Below are 23,903 nucleotides of genomic sequence, written 5' to 3' on the forward strand. Positions count from 1 at the left end.
ATGACCGCGAGCGCCGCCATGAACCGAGCCTTGCCCCTGCTGGCGGCCCCGGTCGCCTTCTTCGTGGCCTTCTTCGCCGTTCCCATGATCGTGGTCGTGTCGTCCAGCCTGATGGCGGGCGGCGTGCCGTCGCTCGGCAACTACGCGCGGGTTCTGCTCGACCAGTATCATTGGGACGTGCTGGCGGCGACCTTCCGCATCGCCGGGCTGACCACGGTCGCCTGCGCGCTTCTGGGTTATCCGCTGGCCTATTATCTGGTGCGGGTGGTGAAGTCGCGGGCGCTGCGGCGGACCTGCGTCATCCTTCTGGTGCTGCCGCTGTTCACCAGCAACATCGTCCGGTCCTTCGGCTGGATGGTCCTGCTGGGGCGCAACGGCCTCGTCAACGACGCGCTGGTCGGGGTCGGCATCCTGGACCGCCCGATGCGCTTCCTCGGCACCGAGCTGGGCATCGTGATCGGGCTGGTCTACATCCTTCTGCCCTTCATCGTGCTGGCGGTCGGCAACGCGCTGGCGGCGGTGGACCCGGCGCTGGAGGACGCGTCCTCCGACCTCGGCGCCACGCCCTTCGACACCTTCCGGACGGTCACCTTTCCGCTCTGCCTGCCGGGGCTGATGTCGGGGATCGTCATGGTCTTCACCCTGGCCGTCAGCGCCTACGTCACGCCGGCCCTGCTGAGCGGCGGCAAGATCACGGTCTTCCCCATGCTGATCTTCCAGCAATACAGCACCGTCTTCGACGTGAACTACGGCGGCGCGCTCAGCATGACGCTGCTGGTCATGACGCTGGTCCTGGTCGGTCTGGCCGGCTGGATCGGCAGCGCCGGGGCCGGCGCAACGGGGAGGAACGCCCGATGATCGCACGGCTTCTCCTGCGCGTGGTGTCCTGGTCGGTCATGGCCTACCTGATCCTGCCGCTCCTGGTCATCGTGGGTTCCTCCTTCACCGCCACCAGCTACCTCGCCTTCCCGCCGCAGGGGCTGACGCTGGACTGGTACGGGCGGATGCTCGCCGACACCTCCTATCTGGCGGCCTTCGGCACCAGCACCCTGTTGGCCCTGGTCGCCACGGCGGCGGCCCTGCTGCTGGGCGTTCCGGCGGCGCTGGCCATCGCCCGCTGCGAGTTTCCGGGCAAGAAGTTCCTGCTGTCGCTGCTGATGTCGCCGCTGGTCCTGCCGCACGTCGTGCTGGGCGCCGCCCTGTTGCAATACTGCGCGGCGCTGGGGCTGATGCGCAGCTTCACGGCGCTGCTGGTCGGGCACATCGTCATCATCATGCCCTTCGTCCTGCGCTCCGTCCTGCCGCAACTGACGCCGGAGCAGCGGGCGCTGGAGGAGGCGTCGGCGGACCTGGGCGCCCGCCCGATGGAGACCTTCTTCCTCGTCACGCTGCCGCAGATCCGCAGCGGTCTGGCGAGCGGCGCGATCTTCGCCTTCATCTCCTCCTGGATCAACGTCGAGCTGAGCATCTTCAACACCACGGCGGAGATGACGACCATCCCGGTCAAGCTGTTCAACTACGTCCAGTATACGATCGACCCGGTCATCGCCGCGGTGTCCTCCATCACCATCGGCGTGGCGGCTCTGGCGATCATCATCCTCGACCTCACCGTCGGGCTGCATCTTCTGTCGGACCGGCGCTGACCGCCGGTCCCGGCACCCCCCGCTTCATCCCCCGATCCAACACCGAATCCGATCCACGAAAGGGTCCTTCCATGCGCATGCAAGACGCATTCGATGTCCTGTACACCCACACCGAGGGCGAGCCGCTCTGCATCGTCCACAGCGGCATCCCCTATCCCGCCGGTTCCAGCATCCTGGAGAAGCGCCAGTTCCTGGAGACCCATTACGACTGGCTGCGCGAAGCCCTGATGCGCGAGCCGCGCGGCCACAAGGACATGTTCGGCGTCTTCCTGACCCCGCCGTCCGGCCCGGATTACGACGCCGGCCTGATCTACATCGACGGCACCCAGTATTCCCACATGTGCGGCCACGGCACCATCGCCGTCGCCATGGCGATGGTCGCCAACGGCCTCGTCCGCCGTGGCGAGAACGGGCGCACCACCATCCGCTTCGAGACCACCGCCGGCCTCGTCGTCGCCGAGGTGGCGCATGACGGCGACCGCGTGCTGTGGACGAAGTTCGAGAATGTCCCGGCCTATGTCGCCGCGCAGAACGTGGAATTCGAGCTGCCGGAGATCGGCCCGCTGAAGGCCGACATCGTGTGGGGCGGCAACTACTTCGGCATCATCGACCTGACCGGCACGTCGCTGCGCATCGGGCCGGAGAACGGCACCGCCCTGTCGCATTACGGCATCCTGGCGCGCGAGCAGCTCCGCCAGAAGGTGGCGATCCAGCACCCGGCGTCGGCCCACATCAACAACTTCAACTTCGTGACCTTCTGGCACGAGCCGACCATCGAGGGCGCCTTCTACAAGAACGTCCACGTCTTCAGCGCCGGCCAGCTCGACCGCTCGCCGGGCGGCACCGGCACCAGCGCGATGATGGCGATGTTCGAGGCGCGCGGGAAGATGGCGATCGGCGACACCATCCGCTCCGAAGGGCTGCTCGGCACCGGCACCTTCGAGGGCAGCCTGCTCGGCGAGACCCGCCTGAATGGCGTGCGCGCCGTGCGCCCGACCGTCAAGGGCACGGCTAGCATCCTCGGCACCGCCCGCTGGGTCATCGACCGCAACGATCCGGTCGGCGCCGGCTTCCTGGTCGCCTGACCGGTCCGCACCGCCTTGGGCCGGTTCTTCCGTGCGGGATCGGCCCAGGGGAGCCTCTGGCAACGGCGCGGGCGTCGTCGTCGTTGCCTCTCTTCCCGGGCGTTTCGGCCCGGGAAGAGGAGCCCCATCAATTCACGAGCCTCTGGAGACAATGAGAGCTTCAATGAGGCCCGGGCGTTTCGGCCCGGGAAGACTCCCCCGTCTAGCCAGTCGTTACCGCTCCCCCCGTGCTTCAATGAGGCCCGGGCGTTTCGGCCCGGGAAGAACGAACACCCGACGCAGCGCCTCGTAGGCGTTCTTGTAGCTTCAATGAGGCCCGGGCGTTTCGGCCCGGGAAGAGCGGCGACGCCGCGGCGGACAACGGCGGCGACCTCGCGCTTCAATGAGGCCCGGGCGTTTCGGCCCGGGAAGAGCGGTACCCTGTAGCGTGCTGATTCGTTGCCGAGAATCGGCTCGGATTCGAGCGGTCCGGGATTGGCCCGTCGGGAGCCGCCGATTGCGGTTTCGTTTCGTTCTTCACGTCGTCCAAAAACCCTGCAAAATCAAAGACCCGACGGAGTGCGAGCGGGTCCCGGGATTCCGCGTGTGCCGGACCGCTCGCGCGGCATCCGGCAGTTCGCAGCCTACACGTCAGGCGGGCATCACGCCACCATCTCTTCGCGCTCCAAGCTCTCGAAGCGGTGGCCCAGGCTTTACATGCGCCTTTCAATGCGCGGGGCCGCCGCATCCGCCGGGCCGGGGGCACAGCTCCTCCCGGCCATGGCTGCCCGGAACGTTGGGCCGCATGGGACCGCGGCATCGGTTCACCGGTCCGGCAACGCCGTGGACGCCGGGTGGGGCGTTGCATCCAGCAGGACACCCGACCGGCGTTGGGCGACCATCGCCGTGAGGAGGGCCGCCGCCTGTTCCGCGGCGGCGGCGGGAGCGAGGCCCCCGGCGCGGACGTTGGAGATGCAGTTCCGCTCGCTGTCCACCCGGCCCGGGCGCGGGTCCCACGTCAGGTAGAGACCCAGCGAGTCGGCGGCGCTCAACCCCGGACGCTCGCCGATCAGCACGACGCTGGACCGCGCCTGCAGCAACGCGCCGACCGGATCGCCGAGAGCCACGCGCGCCTGGGTCGCCACCACCACCGGCCCGACATGCAACCCGGCGGTCCGCAGCTTCGGGATCAGCGCCTCCAGCACCGGCAGGGCGTTGGCCTGCACGGCGGTGCCGCTCAGCCCGTCGCCGACCAGCAGCACCACGTCGGGAGCGCGGACCGGTTCCGACAGGCGGCGCTGCGACTCCCCCGACAACTGCCGGCCAAGGTCCGGGCGCTTCAGATAAGTGGCGCGGTCTGGCGCGGCGCTGGTCACCGGCACCGCCGGCCAGCCGCGATCCTCCAGCGCCCGCAGAAGCGCACCCGCGTCCAGCGGCTTGTGCACCGCATCGCGCGCCTGGGCGTGCGCGGCCTGGAAGGCGAGGTGGGCGGCGGTCGGCAGGCCGGAGCCGGCGTGGCCCAAGGCGATCCGCGCGTCGGTGTAGCGGCGCAGATGCCCCCAGCCGTCGGGGCGCGCGGATTCAGCGGGAATGGTGGAGGGAAGGCGTCCGGCGTCCGTCATGGCAACACCCCACGGGAAGGCTTCCGGAAGGATTCCGGTGGCAAGGGCAGGGCGGCGGGCAGGGGAGAGGCGGCGGGGTCGAAGCGCAGCCGCCCGGCGGAATCGGCGATGCCGGCGGCCTCCAGCCATGCCTCGAACTCCGGCGCGGGGCGGCGGCCCAGCACCTGCCGCACGTACAGGGCGTCGTGGAAGGAGGTGCTCTGGTAATTCAGCATGATGTCGTCGGCGCCCGGCACCCCCATGATGAAGGTGCAGCCAGCCACGCCCAGCAGGGTCAGCAGGGCGTCCATGTCGTCCTGGTCGGCCTCCGCGTGGTTGGTGTAGCAGACGTCGCAACCCATCGGCAGGCCCAGCAGCTTGGCGCAGAAATGGTCCTCCAGCCCGGCCCGCGTGATCTGCTTCCCGTCATAGAGATATTCCGGCCCGATGAAGCCGACCACCGTGTTGACCAGAAGCGGGCGGTAGCGGCGGGCGACGGCGTAGCAGCGCGCCTCGACGGTTTGCTGGTCCACCCCTTCATGTGCGCCGGAGGACAGCTCGCTGCCCTGTCCGGTCTCGAAATACATCAGGTTGTCGCCGATGGTGCCGCGGTTCAGCGCCTTTCCTGCCTCCCACGCCTCGTCCAGCAGGGCCAGCGAGACGCCGAACGCGCGGTTGGCGGCCTCCGTCCCGGCGATCGATTGGAAGACCAGATCCACCGGCGCCCCCCGCTCCATGGCCTTCAGCGCCGTGGTCACATGGGCCAGAACGCAGGACTGGATCGGCGCGCCGGTGCGCAGGCGAAGCTCCTCCAGCATCTCCAGAAGCGCGGTCATCGCCTCCACGCTGTCGGTGGCCGGGTTGATTCCGATCACCGCGTCGCCGCTGCCGTACATCAGACCATCCAGCACGCTGGCCGCGATGCCGCGCGGATCGTCCACCGGGTGGTTGGGCTGCAGGCGGGTGGACAAGCGGCCCGGCAGCCCGATGGTGTTGCGGAAGCGGGTGACGACGCGGGTCCTGGCGGCGACCGCGATCAGGTCCTGCAAGCGCATGATCTTGGACACCGCCGCGGCCATTTCCGGCGTCAGGCCGGGGGCGAGCGCCGCCAGGGCCGCCGCATCCGCCTCTTCCGACAGTAGCCAGTCGCGGAAGCCGCCGACGGTCAGGTGGGCAATGGGGGCGAAGGCGGCTCCGTCGTGGCCATCGACGATCAGCCGCGTCACCTCGTCCGATTCGTAGGGAACCACCGCCTCGGTCAGGAAGTGGCGCAGCGGCAGGTCGGCCAGGGCCATCTGCGCGGCGACCCGCTCCGCCGCGCTGGCGGCGATCAGCCCGGCCAGCGCGTCGCCCGACCGTGGCGGCGAGGCGCGGGCGAGCAGCGTCCTCAGATCGGGAAAGCCGTAGCGCGTCCCGGCCAGGGTGTGAGCGAATGTCATGGCGTCCCCTCCTCCTCTCCTCGTCCGCCGTCGGCAGGACACCGACGAACACCGTCTCGCGAAGGGACAGGTTCGCTCACCCCCGAGGTGTTTTGCAAACCTCGCCGTACAACGCCCTGGGCTCCTCGTCGGACACCCAGACCTCCGGCTTCGGCAGCCCGTCCTGGGTGAAGGCCGTGTCGGCGGTGACCGGCGCCCGGCGGCGCTTGGCGCAGTCGACGATGTGCCGGCTCCTGATCGTTTCCGCATTCGGCTCCACCAACAGGATGGACACCAGCGCAAGATCGGGGTGATCGGGATGACGCATGGTCTCCCGCCCGTCCAGGACCATCAGCCCGCCGGCGCGGGGCCGGACGAGCGTCCAGGGTTCCAGCACGCTGCTGTAGGGAACCGTCGCGATGACGGTCAGCCCTTCGGGCAGGGACGAGGCCGCGCGGTCGGCCCAACTGTGGCGAAGCCAGGCGGTGGCGGCCACGATGCTGATGGCCGCCACGATCGGGATCACGGCCTTGGGCAACCGGACGCGAAGCAGCCGCGACAGGATCAGCACCACGCCGCTCATGGCGAAGGCCGCGCAGACGACGATTATGATTTCAAAAAGCATGAATCCACCTGAAACAACCAAAAATCTGCATGGAATGCCGGCCTCTAGAAGCGGCCGAGCTGATAGGTCGAGGCTATCGCGGTCTGCATCGTCTTGACCACGGAGAAGGCGCTCTTCAAATGGCCTTTCTCGAATCCCGACAGCTCCTCCGGAGAGAGGAAATTGTCCGTCGGCTTGCCCTCGCGGGCCATCCGCGCCTGATGGCGCAGGCGCGTGATGCCGATGAACTCCAGCGCGTCCATCAGATCCACCGCCGTCTTCTGGTTGAGCGCCTTCGCCGCCGCCGCGGCCTGCAACCGGTCGGCGGTGTTGACGGCCGGGCTTCCGGCGGCCAGGGCGTAGAGCCGCGCGATGTCGACGATCGGCACCACGCCGTTGTGCTTCAGGTCGAGCGTCCGGTCGTGCTCGCCGCCATGGATCAGCACGAGGTTGCGGAAGAAGCCGATGGGCGGGTGCCGCGAGACCGCGTTGCCCGCCATGTAGGTCTGGAAGATCCGGTTGGCCTTGGTCTTCTCCAGGACGACGCCGTGCAACTCGCCCAGCAATCCCGGATCGCCGTGGACGTGCCGCAGGTCGAAGAAGACGCAGGACAGCATCAGCGCCTTGGGCTCCGGCTCCTCGATCCAGCGGCGGAAACAGCTCTTCCAGGCCGACAGCGGTTTGCGCCACTGCGGGTTCATCGCCATCATTCCGCCCGGGCAATAGACGTAGCCGCAGGCGTTCAGCCCATGGCAGACGGCGTCGGCCAGCGCCTTGAAATAGGCGCCGTGCTCCTGCTCGTCGTAGCTGTCGTGCAGGAGCAGGCAATTGTCCTGGTCGGACAGCGCCGTCTGCTCCTGGCGGGCCTGCGACCCGGCGGCCAGCCAGGCGTAGGGGACCGGGGGCGGGCCGAGGCTTTCCTCGGCGAGGCGGAGCAGGCGGACGGTGACGGCGTCGGTCAGCGCCGACACGATGTGCCCGATGCTGTGCGCCGTGGCGCCGGACTCGGTCAATTGATGGACCAGACCCGGCAGGCGCTGCATCGCCTCCTGCACCCGCTGGGGCGAATCGGCGCTGTGGATGTTCCGGGCCAGGAAGACGGGCGAGGCCGTGTGGCTCTCCACCACCGACGTCGCGGTCAGGCAGCCGGCCACGGCGCCGTCCCGCATCACCGGCAGATGGTGGATGTTGTGGCGCGACATCAGCATCAGCGCGTCGAGCGCGTAGTCCGTCACCTGCATGCGCAGCGGATCGCGGGTCATCACCCGCTCCACCGTCGCGTCGATGGACAGCCCTTCGGCGACGACGCGGTTCCGCAGGTCGCGGTCGGTGAGGATGCCCACCAGCGCACCGGCATCCGTGACCATCACGCAGGACACCCGCTCGTCGCGCATGGTCTGCGCCGCGTCGCGGATCGCGGTGCCCGCCGGGACGGTGACCGGGTCGCGGGTCAGCAGGGCGCCGACGCGCCTGTTCAGCAGATCGGCGCTGCGCGCCCCCGGAACCAGATTCGCGGAATCCTGGAGCCGGCCGCCGTCGAAGGCGGCGAAGTGATAGGCGAAGGGAAGGTGATTGCGGCGCAGCCGGTCGAACATGTCCGACGGCATCAGCAGCAGCCGCGTGTCCTCGATGGTCTCGGTGCGGTTGACGGCGATGCCGCCGCGCAGGATGGCGCGCACGCCGAAGCATTCGCCTTCGCCCAGCCGGGCGAGCAGCTCGCCATCCGGGCTGCGGGTCTCGACGGCGCCGAAGCAGACGATGTACAGGGTGTTGGCCGGATCGCCCGGCGTCATCACGACGGTGCCGCGCGGGACGTCGCGGACGGTCAGGTTGCCGCCGACCTCGGCCAGAGCGTCGGGCGGCAGCAGGTCGAAGGGATGGTGGCGCCCCAGGAAGGCGTGGAAATCGGTCGGTCCGGCATTCATGGCAGGGCTCCGCAGCGCAGGCGGTAGAACAGGGGAAAGCGGCCCCCGCGCGTGCCGCGGGGTCCGCCCTCCTCATACGGTCGGAAAATGATCACTTCCATCATTTTTCAACCGTGAAACCCGTCAGATCAATGCGTTAGCGTTGATTGAGAGGGTGATGCCAACGGCGCCTTCAGGTGCCGTTGGCATCATTCGGTCATCCGATCCGACGGATCAGTGGCTGTGGGCGCTTCCGGCACCCGCCGGCAGGCGGATGGTCTCGATCAGCTCCTGCACGTCGCGCGGCGGGGCCGCCGTCATCTTGCTGACGGCGAAGGCCACGAGGAAGTTCAGGAGCATGCCCACCGAGCCGATGCCCTCCGGAGAGATGCCGAACATCCAGTTGGCCGGGACGTCGGCGGCGAACGGGGTGATGAAGATGCCCTTGAAGTACAGGATGTAGCCCATCGTGAAGATGAGGCCGGTCAGCATGCCGGCGATCGCGCCCTCGCGGGTGATCGTCCGGGAGAAGATGCCCATGAGGATCGCCGGGAACAGCGATGCCGCCGCCAGACCGAAGGCGAAGGCCACCACCTGCGCCACGAAGGCCGGCGGATTCCACCCCAGATAGCCGGCGATCAGGATGGCCACCGCCGCGGCCAATCGGCCCGCTGTCAGTTCCTGCTTCTCCGTGATGTTCGGGGTGAGCGCGCCCTTCATCAGGTCGTGCGAGATCGACGACGAGATGACGAGCAGCAGACCCGCGGCCGTGGAGAGCGCAGCGGCGATGCCGCCTGCGGCCACGAGCGCGATCACCCAGTTCGGCAGGTTCGCGATCTCCGGGTTGGCGAGCACCATGATGTCGTTGTTGACGGTCAGCTCGTTGCCCTTCCAGCCCCAGGCGGAGGCCTTCTCGGCGAACTGCGGATTCTTGTCGTTGTAGTACTGGATGCGGCCGTCGCCGTTCTTGTCCTGGAAGGCCAGCAGGCCGGTCTTCTCCCAGCGCTGGAACCACTCGGGGCGCTGCTCGTACTCCAGGTTCGCGGTGGCGACGCCGACCTCGCCGTTCTGGATCGTGGTGGTCAGGTTGTAGCGGGCCATGGCGCCGACCGCCGGGGCCACGGTGTAGAGCAGGGCGATGAAGACCAGCGCCCAGCCGGTGGACGAGCGGGCGTCACGCACCTTCGGCACGGTGAAGAAGCGCACAATGACGTGCGGCAGGCCGGCGGTGCCCGCCATCAGCACCAGCGTGATGCAGAAGATGTCGATGGTCGTCTTGTTGCCGGCGGTGTAGGCCGCGAAGCCGAGATCCGTCACCACGGTGTTCAGCCGGTCGAGCATGTAGCCGCCCGAAGTCAGCTCCGAGCCCATGGCGATCTGCGGAATCGGGTTGCCGGTCAGGTTGAAGGCGATGAAGACGGCCGGGACCGTGTAGGCGGAGATCAGCACGATGTACTGGGCCACCTGGGTGTAGGTGATGCCCTTCATGCCGCCCAGCACCGCGTACACGAACACGATGCCCATGCCGACGATCAGGCCGGTCTCGACGCTCACTTCCATGAAGCGCGAGAACACGATGCCGACGCCGCGCATCTGGCCCGCGACATAGGTGAAGGAGATGAAGATCAGGCAGACCACCGCCACCAGGCGGGCGGCCTTGGAATAGTACCGGTCGCCGATGAATTCCGGCACCGTGAACTTGCCGTACTTGCGCAGGTACGGGGCCAGCAGCATGGCGAGCAGCACGTAGCCGCCGGTCCAGCCCATCAGGTAGACCGAGCCGCCATAGCCCAGGAAGGCGATCAGGCCGGCCATGGAAATGAAGGAGGCGGCGCTCATCCAGTCGGCGGCGGTGGCCATGCCGTTGACGACCGGATGCACGCCTTTGCCGGCCACATAGAAATCACCCGTGCTGCGCGCCGTGGTGTAGAGGGCGATCCCGAAGTACAGCGCGAAGCTGGCGCCGACGACGAGATAGGTAAGCGTCTTGAGTTCCATTCCCGTTGCCCCTTCGCTCAATCTTCGTGAACGTCGTGTTGCCGGTCGATGACGTTCATTCGCATCGCGTAGAAGAAGATCAGGGCGACGAAGATATAGATCGAGCCCTGCTGCGCGAACCAGAAGCCGAGCTTGAAGCCTCCGAGATTGATGGCATTCAGTTGGTCGACGAGAAGAATGCCGAACCCATAGGAAACAACGAACCATATCACCAGGCAGAACATGATGAGACGCAGCGATGCCTGCCAATAACTGTTGCGTTGTGCGGTCTGTGCTGAATCTGCGCTGTTCACTGTCATGAGTACGATCCCCCTAGATTTTAATATTTTATGGCGCATGGCCGTCCGCGAGGGGCTAAGGAGCGGCGTTCCACGGCGGATGCTCGCGTGACCTGCTGCCCCATGGTCATATCGCTTTTTCGCGGGGTGGTCTAGAGAAACGTAAACAACACCAGATAAATAGCCACGATTTTCGGTATTAAGAGAAGACGAACTCCGGGCAAGACTCGTGGTGTCGCGGCTGCGCAGTGCGCAGCCGTCCGGCTGATCGTCCGTACCAAACCTCATACGGAAAAATATACATCCACTAGGTCATAGGTAAAAAGGCCGCATCTCTCCAGTAACCCGAACACCAAACCGTGCCGACGGCGGTTTTGATGCCACGCTATTTCCGACTTCCTTGTTGCACAGCAGCATTTTATTAAAACGAATATCGTTGTTGACTCGCCATTCGGCAGTGAATACCTTCTGTTGTGCCACATGGCGCTTGCGTCACGCCGTTTTATGAAACGCGAGACGCCAAGCATCCAGAGAGGCTCCTATTTATCTATGCTTACCGCATACATGGATAGCAGGCTCCTCGGACCAGTCGGACCAGCGTTTGCTTGCTGATACTGCAGGCAGACGCGATATGGCACTTTTCTTTCTAGTGCGTCACACTCTATCGGCACCTTGGCTTCGGCTGAGGTGCCGCTTTTCGTGTGACGACGTTTCGTTGTGCGCCGGACTCCGACGCGATGGGGGAGGGATTGCTGGTGGCGGCTCGACGGCGCGGCAGGGAAGGGCGCGGAATCGTCCGCCGGACAGGCGCGCCTGTTGTGTCAGTCTATTCGGGCCGAGCCTTCGGCTGGGCCGGAGAGACCGCGGTTACGCGCCGATCGGGAGATGCGTGGGAGGACGCCAGCAGGGCGTCGCGCCCCAATGGGGGCGGCCGTCGGGCTCGGAGAACAGAGCGATGGAATCGACGGGGGTCGAGCGGGGCGATGCCACGAGAGGAACGGATTCGTCGCTGCTGCGTTCGGCGTCGCCGTTGCTGTTCTCAAGAACGGCGATGATGCTGTCCTGCAACGCGTCATCGGCCGGGGAGACCGCCGTTTCCTCCGCACTCGCTGAGGTGACGGACGTGACGTCGTACTGCACATTCATGGGTATGGGCAGTATCTCGGCGTGTGCGCCCTGCGTGGGCATCAGCAATGGCGCCAACGACAGAAGCAGGGCTATCGCAATGGCCCTGGCTCCGGTCAGCAGGTGATTCGCCACACACATCATGCATCAATTTGTGCGTTAGCTGCACAAACAAATCAAGTCTTATCTTCGGACCAAGCTTGCGTGCGGAGCGGGCCGACGCGGCAGAATCCCGCCGTCAGCCGGAACGGACCGACACGATCGATGAGCGCACCATCTTCTCGCCGCAAGGGACGCTATGTTGGCGCACAGGAGGCGGGAATGCGGGTGTGACCCCCGAACACCGGTTAGCTCTCGTACTGATGCAGGCGTTGAACTGCCGGGGGAGAAGCGGACCGGCTGCGCCTGTAAATTCCATAAGGTACGTTATGGAAACTCGAAAAAGCATGAAACGCGGAACGCGGCCTTGCCTGCCGTCCTTCAGGCCAGAAGAACCTCAGCCTTTTCCCGCAATGGCCAACGCGAATTCGTTCAGCAGCGCGGCGGTGTCGAGACCGTAATCATCCGCCACCTCGGCAACGGTCTGGAACCGGGCCATAGGGCAACCGGGACAAGCCATCCGGTGCCTGAGGAACACCGATAGCGTCGATGGCCAGCGTTCCAGCACGTCCTCGACAAGGTCGGAGGAGGACGGCAGGTCTCCGCAGGCGGAATGGGATGAGGAAGCGATCATGACGGCACCCTTTAGCACAAGCCCACGCGCGTCTCTTTGCGCCCGCGCAAACGGAACGGAGGTTCGGTCTCCCGTTATGTGTCCTCCGGCTTCGCCGGCCTGGGCAAATCCTCGGCGATGGCGACCAGGGCGTGAGGCTGGCGGATCGTCACCTGCTGGCGTCCGCCCTCGACGATACCCTGCCCCTCCCACCCGCTGAGGATGCGGCTCACGGTGTGCAACGTGGTCCCGGTCATCTCCGCAATGTCTTGGCGGGACAGCGGAAAGTCGATTTCCACCCCGTTCCCGACCCGGCGCCCTGCCTGACGGACCAGACGGAGGAGCGCATGGGCGACCCGCCGTTCGACCCGTTCGGTGGACATCTCGCGCAGGCGCGTCTGCACCTCCTGCAGGCGGCGGCCGACGATGTCCAGGGCGTTCAGCGCGATGCGGGGATAACGCTCCATCAGATCGCCCATCGTGGCGGCGGACCAGTGGACGCCGACGCAATCGACCATGGCGAGAGCGTCGGCGGGATAGATTCCGCCCGAGAACACCGCCGCCGTGCCGAACATCTCCCCGGCACCGATGTAGCGGACCACCAGTTGCTGCCCGTCGGCCCCGGTCTGGACGATCTTGACCCGCCCGTCGATCAGCGCATGGCAGAGCGCCGCCGGGTCGCCCTGGGAAAAGATGGTGGTGCCCTTCTCGATCCGGCGGGTGTGGGCGGACCGGACGATCTCGGACAGGGCCGCCGCGTCCAGCCCGGTGAACAGCCGCAGGCCACGCAGCACGGTGGGATCGGGGGCGAGCGGCGTCATCGGATGATCCTCAGGGCAGGGCCATGGAGCAGGGCCATGGGCAGTCGGCCACCCTCGCGGGAAACCGTCACGGAAAGGTTGCCCTTCAAAATGCCCGTCCGCGCGGGGCGCCGCAACCCGGCCCGCAGTTTGTGCTGGAACAAAGAGCCGACTCCTCCGGCCCTCTACGGTTGCCCGCACATCACAACCCTGCGGACCCTCCCATGCAGAACGCCGAACACGCCACCGCGGCCGAGCCGGTCATCGACGTCCAGTCCATTCCGCCCTACCAGCGCCACCCCCTGATCCTCCAGGCCACTCAGGAACTGGCGCCGGGCCGCGGCTTCGTGCTCGTGAACGACCATGACCCGCGCCCCCTCTACCTTCAAATCCAGGCCCTGTTCGGCGACGCGGTGAGCTGGACCTATCTCGAACGCGGGCCGGAACTCTGGCGGGTCCGCATCGAACGTCCGGAATCGGGCACCGCGCCGGCCACCTCCCTGCGGGTTCGCATCGGGCGCGGCGGGCAGGCCACCGCGGTCGCGGCGGAAACGCCGCTGGGCGTGGCGGACGGCGGGCTGGTCTGCGAGATCACCGACTGCCCGCCGGGCACGACCGCGGAGCAGGTGCTCGACCTGATGCACGGCGTCATCCCGCCCGCCGGGCAATTGCGCCTTTCCTACGAGCGGCTGGTGGCCCGGCGCTCCGGTTCCTGCTGCGGCGGCATGTGCGGCTGATCGCCTTTCCGATCCTTCGGAAGCGTGGGCTTGACCGCCGTCAAGGATGGGATGGCCCGCGGGTCCTATTGCGGAAGCCCGGCGGGCACCGCCCGCCGCACACCGATTCCCAATGGGAGGAGACAGGCGCGATGCGCGATCCCGGCCCCGCGATTCAGGACCGATCCCCCGAAGACCAAGCCCGCGACATCGAAGTCCGCCTGACGCGGGCCGGGCTGGGGCTGGCGCACCGGCTCGGCGGCGGCGGCGGAGGGGGCGCCGGAGGGATGCTGTTCGACCGGCTCCTGCGGATTCTGGAGGCGCGCCACCCGCGCGCCTTCGCCGCGCTCGGCGAACTGCCCGACGCCCGCCTGCTCATCGACCCGGTGGATGCCCCCGCCGCCCTGCTGCTCCGCGTCGGCCCCAGCCTCGCCCTGCGGGTCTGCGACCGGACCGCCGAGGCGGAGGCCACGGTGCGCGGTCCCTGCGCGCGCCTTCTCGACCTGCTGGAAGGGCGCATCGACGGCGACGCGCTGTTCTTCCGCCGCGAACTGTCCATCGAGGGCGACACCGCCCTGATCCTGGCGCTCCGCAACACGCTGGACGGCGAGGAGATGGACCTGTTCGCCGACATCGCCGCCGCGGCCGGTCCGCTGCGGCACGCCCTGCCCGTCGCACGGCGCAACGCCGCGCGGGTGATCGGCCTGCTCGACACCGCGCGCCGCCTTGCCCCGCCGCCGCTGCGCTGGGGCATGGCCGTTCTGGAACGGCGGCTGTCCGGGCCGCGGCAGGGAACCTGACGGCATGAATCCCTTCGAACTGATCTGCCCGGCGGGCAACCCCGCCGCGCTGCGCGCCGCCGTGGACGCGGGCGCCGACGCCGTTTATCTGGGCTTCCGCGACGAGACCAACGCGCGCAATTTCCCCGGGCTGAACTTCTCGCGGCCCGAACTGGCGGAGGCCGTGGCCTACGCCCACGCGCGCTCCGTCCAGGTCTTCGTCGCCATCAACACCTATCCGCAGGCCGGCAACCTCGCCCCCTGGCAGCGCGCGGTGGACGACGCCGCGCGGCTGAAGGCGGACGCGGTCATCCTGGCGGACCTCGGACTGCTCGACTACGCGGCGCGGCGCCATCCGGACCTGCGGCTGCATCTGTCGGTGCAGGCCTCCGCCGCCAACGCCGAGGCGATCCGGCTCTACCGCGATGCTTTCGGCGTGCGGCGGGTCGTGCTGCCCCGCGTGCTGACGGTGCCGGAGATCGCCCGGCTGAACGCCGAGGTGGACGTGGAGACGGAGGTCTTCGTCTTCGGCGGCCTCTGCCCGATGGCTGAGGGTCGCTGCTCGCTCTCCTCGTACGCGACCGGACTGTCGCCCAACAAGCAGGGTGTCTGCTCTCCCGCCAGCCATGTGCGGTACGAGCCGCGCGGCGACGCTCTGGCCTCCCGCCTCGGCGGCTTCACCATCAACGTCTTCGGCGCCGGGGAGCCGGCGGGCTACCCGACCCTGTGCAAGGGGCGCTTCGTGCCCGGCGGCGGGACGTCCGCCGATCCGGCCTATCTGTTTGAGGAGCCGACCAGCCTCAACGCGCTGGAACTGCTGCCGGAGTTGAAGGCCGCCAAGGTGTGCGCCCTGAAGATCGAAGGCCGCCAGCGGGGCAAGGCCTACATCGCCGCCGTGGTCGGCGCCTACCGCCGGGCGCTGGACGCCTTCGCGCAGGGGCAGCCCGTGCCGCCGCTCGACCTGGAGGCGATGGTCGAGGGTGGGACCCAGACCACCGGAGCCTACACCCGCGCGTGGCGCTGAGGAGTTGCGTTGATGAAGCCTGCCCTGACCCTAGGCCCCGTGCTGTTCAACTGGCCGGCGGAGCGCTGGCGCGATTTCTACGCCCGCATCGCCGACGAGGCGCCGGTCGACGCCGTCGTCGTCGGCGAGATTGTCTGTTCCAAGCGCGCCCCTTTCCTCGCCCCGGTCCTGGACGAGGTGATCGGGCGCCTGGCCGCCGCCGGGAAGGAGGTCTGGCTCGCCAGCCCGATCCTGGTGGGCAGCGCCCGCGAGCGCGCGGCGATGCGCGACCTTCTGGAGTGCGACCTGCTGCCCATGGAGGCCAACGACATGGGCGCTCTGGCCCTGCTGGAGGGGCGGCGCCATGCGGTCGGCCCCTTCATCAACAGCTACAACGAGGCGACCCTGGCGTGGCTGGCCGGGCGCGGGGCCGTCGCCGTGTCCCTGCCGGCGGAGCTGCCCGCCGACGCCGTCGCCGTGATGGCGAAGATGGGGACCGCGCTCGGCCTGTCCATGGAGGTTCAGGTGTTCGGGCGCGCGCCGCTCGCCATCTCCGCCCGCTGCTACCACGCGCGGGCTCATGGGCTGCACAAGGACGGCTGCCAGTTCGTCTGCGCCAACGATCCGGACGGCATGCCGGTCGGCACCGTCGATGGCCAGCCTTTCCTGTCGGTCAACGGGACGCAGACCCTGTCGCACGGCTATCTGGCGCTGGCGGCGGAGATGGACCGGCTGCGGGCGATGGGCATCCGCCGCTTCCGGCTGTCGCCGCAGGACCTCGACATGGTCGCCGTCGCCAAGGCCTTCCGCGCCGTTCTGGACGGCGAGCGCGACGGACAGGACGTGATGGCGGAGCTGCGCCGGATGACCGACGTTCCGCTGGAAAACGGCTTCTTCCACAACATGGCGGGTGCGGCCTACGCCGAGGCGCCGGCCCTCTGAATCACCCGCCATCCGATGTCCGCCGGACCGCCATTCCCTGCGCGGCCCGGCCGACCTTTGAGTCCGTCTGAAGAGGAAACCCCCATGAAGCGCATGTTTGCCCTGCTCGCCTTCGGGCTGGCCGCGTCGTTCCCCGGCATCGCCGCCGCGCAGGACGCCGCAGCCGGCGAGAAGGTGTTCAATCAGTGCAAGGCTTGCCACACCATCGAGGCCGGCGGCCCGAACCGCGTCGGCCCCAACCTGCACGGCGTCGTCGGGCGAAAGGCCGGCGCCATCGAGAGCTTCAAATATTCCGACGCGATGAAGAGCGCCGGCACCTGGGACGAGGCGACGCTCGACAGCTATCTGACCGATCCCAAGACCGCCATCCCTGGTAACAAGATGGCCTTCTCCGGCGTGAAGAACGAGCAGTCCCGCAAGGACCTGATCGCCTATCTGAAGAAAAACAGTTGAACGGAGGCCGGATTTTCCGGCGGCTTGACCACCGTCAAGGATGGGAGAGCGTCCATTCGCCAAAGTGGACACACAATCGTTGATCGATTGCGTCCCCGCTGGACGAGTACTCTCCCGTTTTTCAATCCTCTCACGCCCATCGGCCTTCAGCCGATGGGCGTTTTCTCTTTTGCCGGGCTGCCAAGAACAAGGATGCGCCCGAAGGCGGCCAGGAACAGGACCGCCGCTCCGCTCCAGGCGCAGGCGGCACCCAGCAGCAACAGGCCGCGGCCCTCCCCCGCCACCTCGGCCCCGGCTCCGGCCCGCAGGACGACGGCCAGACCGATGACCGCGTAGCAGGCCGTCACTCCCGCCGACCGCGCGAAGGCGTTGCCCGCATGCTTGCGGATCATGCTCGACATCACCGCGGCTCCCATCAGCCCGAGCGCTCCGACCGTCCAGAGATGGACCGCCATGCCAGGCGCTGTGGCCAGAGCGGTGAAACCCAGGGGCACGCAGGCATAGGCGGCGTGCACGGCGAGGACCGAAGGGCGGTCGAGCGTCCGCCATCCCCGCCACTGGAGCAGACGCGCCGTCTGCATCGCCGCGGCGAGAAGGCTCACGGCGGCGGTGCCTCCCCAGGTGGGCGTGGTCAGCCAGCCCGTAAGGGCGAAGGCGGCGGCCAAGGCGGCGGCGCGTTCGAACCAGGGACGGTCGGCGAACAGCATCTCCTTGCCGGGCAGGCCCAGATGGGTTGCGGTCAGGCTCGGCGCGATGCGCCCGCCCAGCAGCATGACCAGCCCGAGCAGCACCGCCAGAGCCACGGGGACCGAGGCGCACAGCGCGGCCCCGGCCAGAGCTACGGCCAAGACCGCGACGACCGCGTTGCGCCGATCCCGCGCGGCGGCGACCTGAACCGTCACCAGAAGGGCGAGCACAACAAGGAACGGCGCGTGCGCCGCCGCGACCCAGGGCGACAGCGCCCGCCCCGCCAGCCAAAGCGGCACGAGGCGTGGCCAGACGCCCGCCCCGACCAAGGGACGTCCGGTCCATCGCGGCAGGGCCGTACGCAGGAATCCGGCCATCATCGCCGGCAGCGTGCCGAACAGCAGCGCCCGCCCGTGCCATCCCGGCACGTCCGGAATGATGCCGGAAACGTCCCACCCCAGCAGGACCGGCACCCACACGCCCACCGCCAGCAGCCCGTCCAGCGCCGCCAGCAGGAAGAAGGGACGGAACGGCACCTCAGGCCCCGGCGCGGCTCACAGGGAATTGCCGTCGGGATGGCCGACGTTGCAATGCCGGCGCAGCCGCTCGACCGACCGGACGCGGACGGTGTTGCCCGTGACGTGGAGCTGGTCGGGGGACAGCTTCGTGAAGGTGCGGGACAACTGCTCCGGCGTCATGCCCAGGCGGCTGGCCAGAACGCGCTTGCTCACCGGCAATTCGACCGTCACGCCGTCTTCCGCATCGTCCATGGACGAATCGACCTGGGACAGGATGAAGGCCGCCAGCCTCTGGGTCGTCGAGCGCAGCTTGAGGTTCTTCACCTCGCGCACCAGCCCGCGGCACTGCCCGACCAGCGTGCTCATCATCCGCAGCGCCAATGCGTGGTCGCGCGCGACCTGCGCCCGCAGGACGGGGGCGGCCAGCATCAGTATCCGCGAGGATTCCAGCGTCCGCCCCGACATCAGGTAGGGCCGATCGGCCAGCACCGCCGCCGGCACGAAGCAATCGCCGGGGCGTACGATGTCGATCACCGTCTCCTGCCCCGCCTCGTCGCAGCCGGCCAGCATGGCCGTGCCCTCGACGAGGACGTGCAGGAAATCCGGGATCTCCCCCTCCGCGAACAGCCGTGTCTCGCGCGGGAACCACTGGTGAAGGGCGCCGTAGGTCAGCGCCTCCAGTGTCTCGTCGCCGACCCCCTCGAACAGCGGGAGGCCGCGCATCAGCGTCAGGGCGCCCTGTCTCATCGCAGCGGCTCTGGTGTCGCGGTCAGGCTTCGGACGCGGGCTTGCGCGGCGCCTCCATAAGAACCGGGGCGGCGTCGGACTCATCGTCCTTCAGGCCGGCCTTGAAGGACTTCACGCCCTTGGCGAGGTCGCCCATGACCTTCGGCAGCTTGCCGGCCCCGAACAGGAGCAGGACGAGAAGCAGAACGATGGCCCAGTGCATCAGGCTGAAACTGCCCATGACGATGATCTCCCAAGTAAAGTGTGGTCAGGCCCGCAGCGCGAGGACGCTCCCGTCGCGGCGGGTGAGACGGGCGGCAACGCCCGGAAAGCGGTCGAGGATTCCGGCGGCCCGCGCTTCCGGCGCGACCGACAGGGCGGTGGACAGGGCGTCGGCGGTGGTGGCGTCGGGGGCGAGCACCGTCACGGCCAGCCAGCCCTGCGCGCAGCGGCCCGTCTCCGGATCGAACAGGTGCGTGAAGCGCCCGGCGGGATCGAAGGGCGTGCCGTAGCCGCCCGACGTCGCCACCGCCCGGTCCGCGATCTCCAGCGTGTCGGCGTTGCGGCCCTCCACCACCGGATCGGCGAGGCCGACCGTCCAGGGACGGCCCGAGGGATGGTGGCCCAGCGCCCGGATTTCGCCCAAGTCCACCAGCACGTCGGTCATGCCCTCCGCCCGCAGCCGTTCGGACACGCGGTCGGTGATGTAGCCCTGGGCGATGCCGTTCAGCGTCACCGCCATGCCCCGCCCGGAAAAGGCGACGCGGTCCGGCGCGACGCGGAGCCTGCGGCGATCCACCAGCTCCCTGGCCGCGCGGACGGCGGCGGACGGCGGACCGGCGGGATCGGCGCCGGGGCGGGCGAAATGGCCGGCGTAGAGCTGCCACAGAGGCTGCACGGTCGGGTCGAAGGCGCCGTCGGTGCGGCGGCTGACAGCCACCGCGTCGGACAGCAGCCGGACCAGATCGGCGGGCGGCGCATCCAGAACGCCGTCGCGGTTCAGGCGGACCAGCGCGGAATCCGCCCGGTGGAGGCTGAAGACGCGCTCCAGCCGCGCGACCTCCTCCAGGCACAGGGCGATCAGGCGGTCGGCCTCGGCGGGGTCCGGATGGGCCAGTTGGATCAGGGAGTCCGCGCCCAGCGCGACGCCGCGCCACGTCCGCACCGGAACGCCCTCCGCCCGCAGCCAACCCGGCAGCAGGGCCAGCCCAGCGGAGGCCGCGGCGATCCCAAGGAAGCGGCGCCGGGTCGTCATGGCTTCGCCCCGTGCCCGGTGCCATGCCCGGCGCCATGCCCAGCCCCATGCCCGCCACCGTGTTCAGTGAACTCGTCAGAAGCGGTCTGCTCCTGGGGTGTCTGGGGATAGAGGATCTCGTCCTCCTTGACGTCGGCGAAGCGCTTGACCGTTCCGCCGTTGTCGGCGGCGAAACGGCGGGCGGCGGCTTCCTCGGCGAAGGGGAAGGGCTCGGCCTCGCCCATACCGCCGCGCTGGCGGCTGCCCACCACGTACCAGGCCTTGCGCGCCTCGATCCAGACGGACAGGTCGGGCTTGCGCGGGTCGGCGGACGTGCCGACGTCGGTCACGTAGATGGCGCGGAGGTCCTTCGCCTCTTCCGGCAGCATGGTGAAGGCGAAGGTGTCGCGGACCGACGACAGCCAGACCGGACGGTCCCGCCCGCCCACCAGAATCTGGCCCTTCGGGCCGGGATGGTCGGCGAGATTCATGCCGCAATAGTGGCCGATCGCGTCCGCGGTGATGGCGACGGGCGGCGGCGGGGCGGTCTCCGCCTTCTGCTGCTGGCAGGCGGACAGCGGCAGCAGCAGGCCGACGGCCAGCAGCGTGGCTTTCAGGGAGGTGCGCATCAGATCTGCCTTCTGGAAAAGAGGACGGCGGCCAGCGCCAGCGGTGCGGCGACCCAGCCGGCCAGGACGGCCAGCAGGACGGAGGCCGACACCTGCACCTGCGCGGCCAGCCCGGCGGTGCCGGCGAACTGGCTGACGCTCTTGAAGCCGGTCAGGTTGAACAGGCGGAAAGCGTCCGCCGGGTTGGCGAGCAGAAGCCCGTTCAGCAGGCCGGCGTTCACCGTCTTCCCGCCGTCCGCCACCAGCATCCCCAGCAGCGCCATGTCGTAGAGCAGGACCATCACCAGCCAGATCGCCACGGCGATGCCCGCCGCCGTGCCGCGGTCGCGGACCAGCGTGGAGGCGAGGTAGCCCATGGCCGTGAAGGCGGCGCCCAGCAGGACGCTCGACCCGATCATGGCGGCGAAGGCGCGCCAGCTCTCCGGGCCGATCTCCGTCCCACCCATCGCCAGCGCCACACCGGCGGCGCCGTAGCCCAACACGGTGGCGAAGGCGATGATCGCGGCGTGGCCCAGGAACTTGCCGATCAGCACCTGCCAGCGCGCCACCGGGTAGGACAGCAGCAGCGTCATGGTGCCCCGGTCGATCTCGCCCACCACCGCGTCGAAGGACAGCAGCAGCGCGATCAGCGGCAGCAGGAAGATGGTCAGGCTGGACAGGCTGACGATGGTCACCTCCACCGGACCGACGCCGACCGTGCCGGTCGGGGCCGCTCCCAGGAAGCTCAGCGTCAGGGCCAGCGCCGCCATCAGCAGCGTGGTGGCGACGACCCAGCGGTTCCGCAGGCCGTCGCGCACCTCCTTGGCGGCGATCGTCAGAAGAATGTTCATTCCGCAGCCTCCCGGCGCAGGAAGTGGGCGTACATCTCGTCCAGGCTGGGCTGAACGACCTCGATGTCGGCGATCTCCGGGCCTTCGCAGGCGATGCGGCGGACCGTCGCCACCTTGTCGTCGTTGGCGCAGGCCGTCTCCACGACCTCCCCGGACGGCAGGGTCAGGCGGATGCGCACCGGCAACTGAGCCAGACCGCGCAGCGTGGCGAGCGAGCCGTCGGCGACCTTGCGCCCGCGGTTCATCACCACCACGCGGTCGGCCTGCCCTTCCAGTTCGGTCAGGGCGTGGCTGCACAGCAGAACGGTGGTGCCGGCGTCGCGCAGGTCCCGCACGATCTCGTAGAAGCTCTGGCGCAGCGCCGGGTCGAGGCCGGTCGTCGGCTCGTCCAGGAACAGCACCTTCGGCCCGCCGAGCAGCGCCTGGGCCAGCGCCAGCCGCTGCCGCATGCCCTTCGAATAGGTGCCGACGCGGCGCTTCACGGCGGCGGGCTCCAGCCCCACCCGCTCGAACAGCGCGTCGTTGCCGCCGCGCGGAACGCTCTTCAGCCGCGCGTAGAAGTCCAGCGTCTCCCGCCCCGTCATGCTGGGGTGGAAGGCCACGCTTTCCGGCAGAAATCCGACCTGCCGCCGGATGTGGGAGGCGGCGGCGCTCGCCGGATCGCCGCCCAGCACGCGGACGCTGCCCGCGGTCGGCGTGGTCAGCCCCAGCATCAGCTTGATGAGCGAGCTTTTGCCCGCGCCATTGTGGCCAACCATGGCGACGCATTCGCCGGGGGCGAGGTCCAGGTCCACCTCCCGCACGGCGAAGGCATCGCCGTAGCGCTTGGAGATTCCCTGAACGCGGATGGTGGGCATGTCGCTCATGGTGTTTTCCTTTCCGCCGTCTGGGCCAGCGCCGGAGGCGGGGGCGGGTTCATCAGCGGGGCGCTGTCGATCACGCCGCCGGGGTGCAGCGCCGGGAACTGCTTCTGCGCCCAGCGGATCACCTGCACGCCGGGGCTGTTCATCAGCAGCTTCGCCGCCGGATAGGCCCACATCACGCGGTCGATCACGTCGTTGGGGCGGTACGCCTCGTCGGCGACGCCGTCTCCGTTCAGGTCGAAGGCGGCGTTGTCGGACCAGTAGTTGCCTCGCCCCTTCTCCGACCAGTCGAGGTGGCGTGTCCCGACATACTTGACCTGGGTACGGTTGCCGATGAAGGCGTTGCCGGTCAACGTGTTGCGCTCCGACCCGGCGGTGAAGTGCACGCCGATCTCGCAGCCCTCGAAGCGGTTGCCGGAAAAGCGGTTCTTGTTGGCGTTGTAGATGAAGACGCACTTCCAGGTGCCGGTGCGCTGGCCCTCGACGGGTCCGTCGGTCGCCACCGGCATGTCCTTGTCGGCGGCCACCTCCACCGGCGCGGCCTGTTCGGGCGACAGATGCCCGTCGATCACATTGCCCTCGATGACCGCGCTGTTGGCGTAGTTCAGCAGCAGCCCATGCTCCCGGTCACCCTTCGAGCGGTTGTTCCGGATCACGAGGTTGTTCGAATACATGATCGCGTAGCCGACATGATTGCCGACCGACAGGTTGTCCGACACCTCGGAGTCGTTCGTGTACATGTAGTGGACGGCGAAGCGCACCCGCTCGAACCGGTTGCGGGCGAACAGGTTCTTCTTCGACGTCGTGGTGAAGACGCCGTCGCGCCCGTCCCGGACGCGGTTGTCCACCACCTGCGTGCCCGGCGCGTTCCAGAGCTGGATGCCGTTGCCCCGCTCGGCGACGCGCAAATCCGTGCGGCCCGCCACGTCGTTGCCCCGGACCATCGCGTCATGGGCGCCCCAGACATAGATGCCGATCAGGTTGTCGCGCAGCCGGTTGCCCTCGATCACCCCCCGGTGCGCCTCCTTGCCCAGGAAGATGCCGGTGTTCTGCTCCGACAGGCTGATTCCGGAATTGCGCACCTCGACGTCGCGGACCGTCACGTCGGGGGCGAAGATGGTCACCGCGTTCCCCTGCCCTCCCCCGTCGATCACGGCGCCCGGCTGGCCGAGCAGCGTGACCGGCGTCCGGACCACGACGGGACCGGGATGCGTGCCGGGGGCAAGGACGAGCGTGTCGCCCGCCGCCGCCGCGGCGAGCGCGCCCTCCAGCCCGCCCGGCGCCACCGTCACCGTGGCGGCGCAGGCCGTTCCGGCGGCGAAGGCGAGGGCCGCGGCGAGGAGGGGGAGTGGGGAGTGGTGGGGCATTGGCTTGCC

The 23,903-nt window shown here is 68.6% G+C and carries 25 protein-coding genes; 8 read left to right on the top strand and 17 right to left on the bottom strand.

Translation table 11 applies throughout. The features are described from left to right. The 3 genes from DS843_RS12730 (at window position 1) to DS843_RS12740 (ending at window position 2,728) form a co-directional block, all read left to right on the top strand. Window positions 1–858 carry an ABC transporter permease gene (locus tag DS843_RS12730; protein ID WP_286192075.1) on the top strand — a complete coding sequence of 286 codons (858 nt, stop codon included), beginning with the start codon at window positions 1–3 and terminating at the stop codon, window positions 856–858. Continuing rightward, window positions 855–1,643 carry an ABC transporter permease gene (locus DS843_RS12735; RefSeq protein WP_149469257.1) on the top strand — a complete coding sequence of 263 codons (789 nt, stop codon included), beginning with the start codon at window positions 855–857 and terminating at the stop codon, window positions 1,641–1,643. The genes DS843_RS12730 and DS843_RS12735 overlap by 4 nt, the downstream gene beginning before the upstream one ends. Before the next feature lie 71 nt (window positions 1,644–1,714). Continuing rightward, window positions 1,715–2,728, top strand: coding sequence for a proline racemase family protein (locus DS843_RS12740; protein ID WP_149469258.1), 1,014 nt, complete (start codon window positions 1,715–1,717; stop codon window positions 2,726–2,728). A gap of 803 nt (window positions 2,729–3,531) precedes the next feature. Here the strand turns inward: DS843_RS12740 and eutC are convergent. The 9 genes from eutC to DS843_RS12785 all read right to left on the bottom strand — a co-directional run bounded on the left by eutC (window position 3,532) and on the right by DS843_RS12785 (window position 13,168). Further along, window positions 3,532–4,329: an ethanolamine ammonia-lyase subunit EutC gene (gene eutC, locus DS843_RS12745; protein WP_149469259.1), complete on the bottom strand. Its 798-nt coding sequence runs from the start codon at window positions 4,327–4,329 to the stop codon at window positions 3,532–3,534. Further along, window positions 4,326–5,747: an ethanolamine ammonia-lyase subunit EutB gene (locus tag DS843_RS12750; RefSeq protein ID WP_149469260.1), complete on the bottom strand. Its 1,422-nt coding sequence runs from the start codon at window positions 5,745–5,747 to the stop codon at window positions 4,326–4,328. Before DS843_RS12750 ends, eutC begins: the two co-directional genes overlap by 4 nt. Window positions 5,748–5,823: 76 nt before the next feature. After that, window positions 5,824–6,351 (bottom strand): hypothetical protein, encoded by a 528-nt coding sequence (locus DS843_RS12755; protein ID WP_149469261.1) that lies wholly within the window; start codon window positions 6,349–6,351, stop codon window positions 5,824–5,826. A 44-nt stretch (window positions 6,352–6,395) separates the two neighbouring features. Next, on the bottom strand, window positions 6,396–8,255 hold the full coding sequence (locus DS843_RS12760) for a DUF294 nucleotidyltransferase-like domain-containing protein (protein ID WP_149469262.1): 1,860 nt from the start codon (window positions 8,253–8,255) through the stop codon (window positions 6,396–6,398). A gap of 213 nt (window positions 8,256–8,468) precedes the next feature. Next, window positions 8,469–10,232 carry a sodium:solute symporter family protein gene (locus DS843_RS12765; protein ID WP_149469263.1) on the bottom strand — a complete coding sequence of 588 codons (1,764 nt, stop codon included), beginning with the start codon at window positions 10,230–10,232 and terminating at the stop codon, window positions 8,469–8,471. A 17-nt stretch (window positions 10,233–10,249) separates the two neighbouring features. Beyond that, entirely contained in the window at window positions 10,250–10,798 is a 549-nt protein-coding gene (locus DS843_RS31755; RefSeq protein WP_286192076.1) for a DUF4212 domain-containing protein, read from the bottom strand. A gap of 579 nt (window positions 10,799–11,377) precedes the next feature. After that, a complete protein-coding gene (locus tag DS843_RS12775; RefSeq protein ID WP_149469265.1) occupies window positions 11,378–11,770 on the bottom strand; it encodes a hypothetical protein in 393 nt (130 codons plus the stop codon). A 361-nt stretch (window positions 11,771–12,131) separates the two neighbouring features. Then, a complete protein-coding gene (locus DS843_RS12780) occupies window positions 12,132–12,368 on the bottom strand; it encodes a DUF1858 domain-containing protein (RefSeq protein WP_149469266.1) in 237 nt (78 codons plus the stop codon). A gap of 74 nt (window positions 12,369–12,442) precedes the next feature. Next, window positions 12,443–13,168, bottom strand: coding sequence for a Crp/Fnr family transcriptional regulator (locus DS843_RS12785; RefSeq protein ID WP_149469267.1), 726 nt, complete (start codon window positions 13,166–13,168; stop codon window positions 12,443–12,445). 203 nt (window positions 13,169–13,371) lie between these two features. On the opposite strand from DS843_RS12785, the gene DS843_RS12790 reads away from it, so the two are divergent. From DS843_RS12790 to DS843_RS12810, 5 genes are all read left to right on the top strand, one after another. Then, complete coding sequence (locus tag DS843_RS12790; protein ID WP_149469268.1) at window positions 13,372–13,884, top strand: DUF2249 domain-containing protein; 513 nt, start codon at window positions 13,372–13,374, stop codon at window positions 13,882–13,884. Between the two features lie 131 nt (window positions 13,885–14,015). Continuing rightward, window positions 14,016–14,663: a ubiquinone anaerobic biosynthesis accessory factor UbiT gene (gene ubiT / locus DS843_RS12795; RefSeq protein ID WP_149469269.1), complete on the top strand. Its 648-nt coding sequence runs from the start codon at window positions 14,016–14,018 to the stop codon at window positions 14,661–14,663. A 4-nt stretch (window positions 14,664–14,667) separates the two neighbouring features. Then, the gene (gene ubiU / locus DS843_RS12800; RefSeq protein WP_149469270.1) at window positions 14,668–15,666 is read left to right on the top strand and encodes a ubiquinone anaerobic biosynthesis protein UbiU; all 999 of its coding nucleotides are present in this window, start codon (window positions 14,668–14,670) and stop codon (window positions 15,664–15,666) included. A 12-nt stretch (window positions 15,667–15,678) separates the two neighbouring features. After that, on the top strand, window positions 15,679–16,587 hold the full coding sequence (gene ubiV / locus DS843_RS12805) for a ubiquinone anaerobic biosynthesis protein UbiV (protein ID WP_149469271.1): 909 nt from the start codon (window positions 15,679–15,681) through the stop codon (window positions 16,585–16,587). 84 nt (window positions 16,588–16,671) lie between these two features. Then, entirely contained in the window at window positions 16,672–17,040 is a 369-nt protein-coding gene (locus DS843_RS12810) for a c-type cytochrome (protein ID WP_149469272.1), read from the top strand. Between the two features lie 146 nt (window positions 17,041–17,186). Here the strand turns inward: DS843_RS12810 and DS843_RS12815 are convergent, their stop codons facing one another. Genes DS843_RS12815 through DS843_RS12850 form a run of 8 tightly spaced genes read right to left on the bottom strand, consistent with a single transcriptional unit; the run spans window position 17,187 to window position 23,894 of the window. Beyond that, window positions 17,187–18,263 carry an NnrS family protein gene (locus DS843_RS12815; RefSeq protein ID WP_149469273.1) on the bottom strand — a complete coding sequence of 359 codons (1,077 nt, stop codon included), beginning with the start codon at window positions 18,261–18,263 and terminating at the stop codon, window positions 17,187–17,189. 18 nt (window positions 18,264–18,281) lie between these two features. Next, a complete protein-coding gene (locus DS843_RS12820; RefSeq protein WP_149469274.1) occupies window positions 18,282–18,992 on the bottom strand; it encodes a cyclic nucleotide-binding domain-containing protein in 711 nt (236 codons plus the stop codon). A 22-nt stretch (window positions 18,993–19,014) separates the two neighbouring features. After that, window positions 19,015–19,212 (bottom strand): twin-arginine translocase TatA/TatE family subunit, encoded by a 198-nt coding sequence (locus DS843_RS12825; RefSeq protein ID WP_149469275.1) that lies wholly within the window; start codon window positions 19,210–19,212, stop codon window positions 19,015–19,017. A 27-nt stretch (window positions 19,213–19,239) separates the two neighbouring features. Then, a complete protein-coding gene (locus tag DS843_RS12830) occupies window positions 19,240–20,226 on the bottom strand; it encodes an FAD:protein FMN transferase (RefSeq protein WP_149469276.1) in 987 nt (328 codons plus the stop codon). Beyond that, window positions 20,223–20,834: a nitrous oxide reductase accessory protein NosL gene (locus DS843_RS12835; RefSeq protein WP_149469277.1), complete on the bottom strand. Its 612-nt coding sequence runs from the start codon at window positions 20,832–20,834 to the stop codon at window positions 20,223–20,225. Before DS843_RS12835 ends, DS843_RS12830 begins: the two co-directional genes overlap by 4 nt. After that, window positions 20,834–21,664, bottom strand: a complete 831-nt coding sequence (locus tag DS843_RS12840; protein WP_149469278.1) for an ABC transporter permease — start codon at window positions 21,662–21,664, stop codon at window positions 20,834–20,836. Before DS843_RS12840 ends, DS843_RS12835 begins: the two co-directional genes overlap by 1 nt. Beyond that, a complete protein-coding gene (locus DS843_RS12845) occupies window positions 21,661–22,530 on the bottom strand; it encodes an ABC transporter ATP-binding protein (protein WP_149469279.1) in 870 nt (289 codons plus the stop codon). The genes DS843_RS12840 and DS843_RS12845 overlap by 4 nt, the downstream gene beginning before the upstream one ends. Continuing rightward, a complete protein-coding gene (locus DS843_RS12850; protein ID WP_149469280.1) occupies window positions 22,527–23,894 on the bottom strand; it encodes a nitrous oxide reductase family maturation protein NosD in 1,368 nt (455 codons plus the stop codon). The genes DS843_RS12845 and DS843_RS12850 overlap by 4 nt, the downstream gene beginning before the upstream one ends. Window positions 23,895–23,903 lie beyond the last annotated feature (9 nt).

Source organism: Roseomonas genomospecies 6 (genome assembly GCF_008365375.1).
Classification (GTDB): domain Bacteria; phylum Pseudomonadota; class Alphaproteobacteria; order Azospirillales; family Azospirillaceae; genus Azospirillum.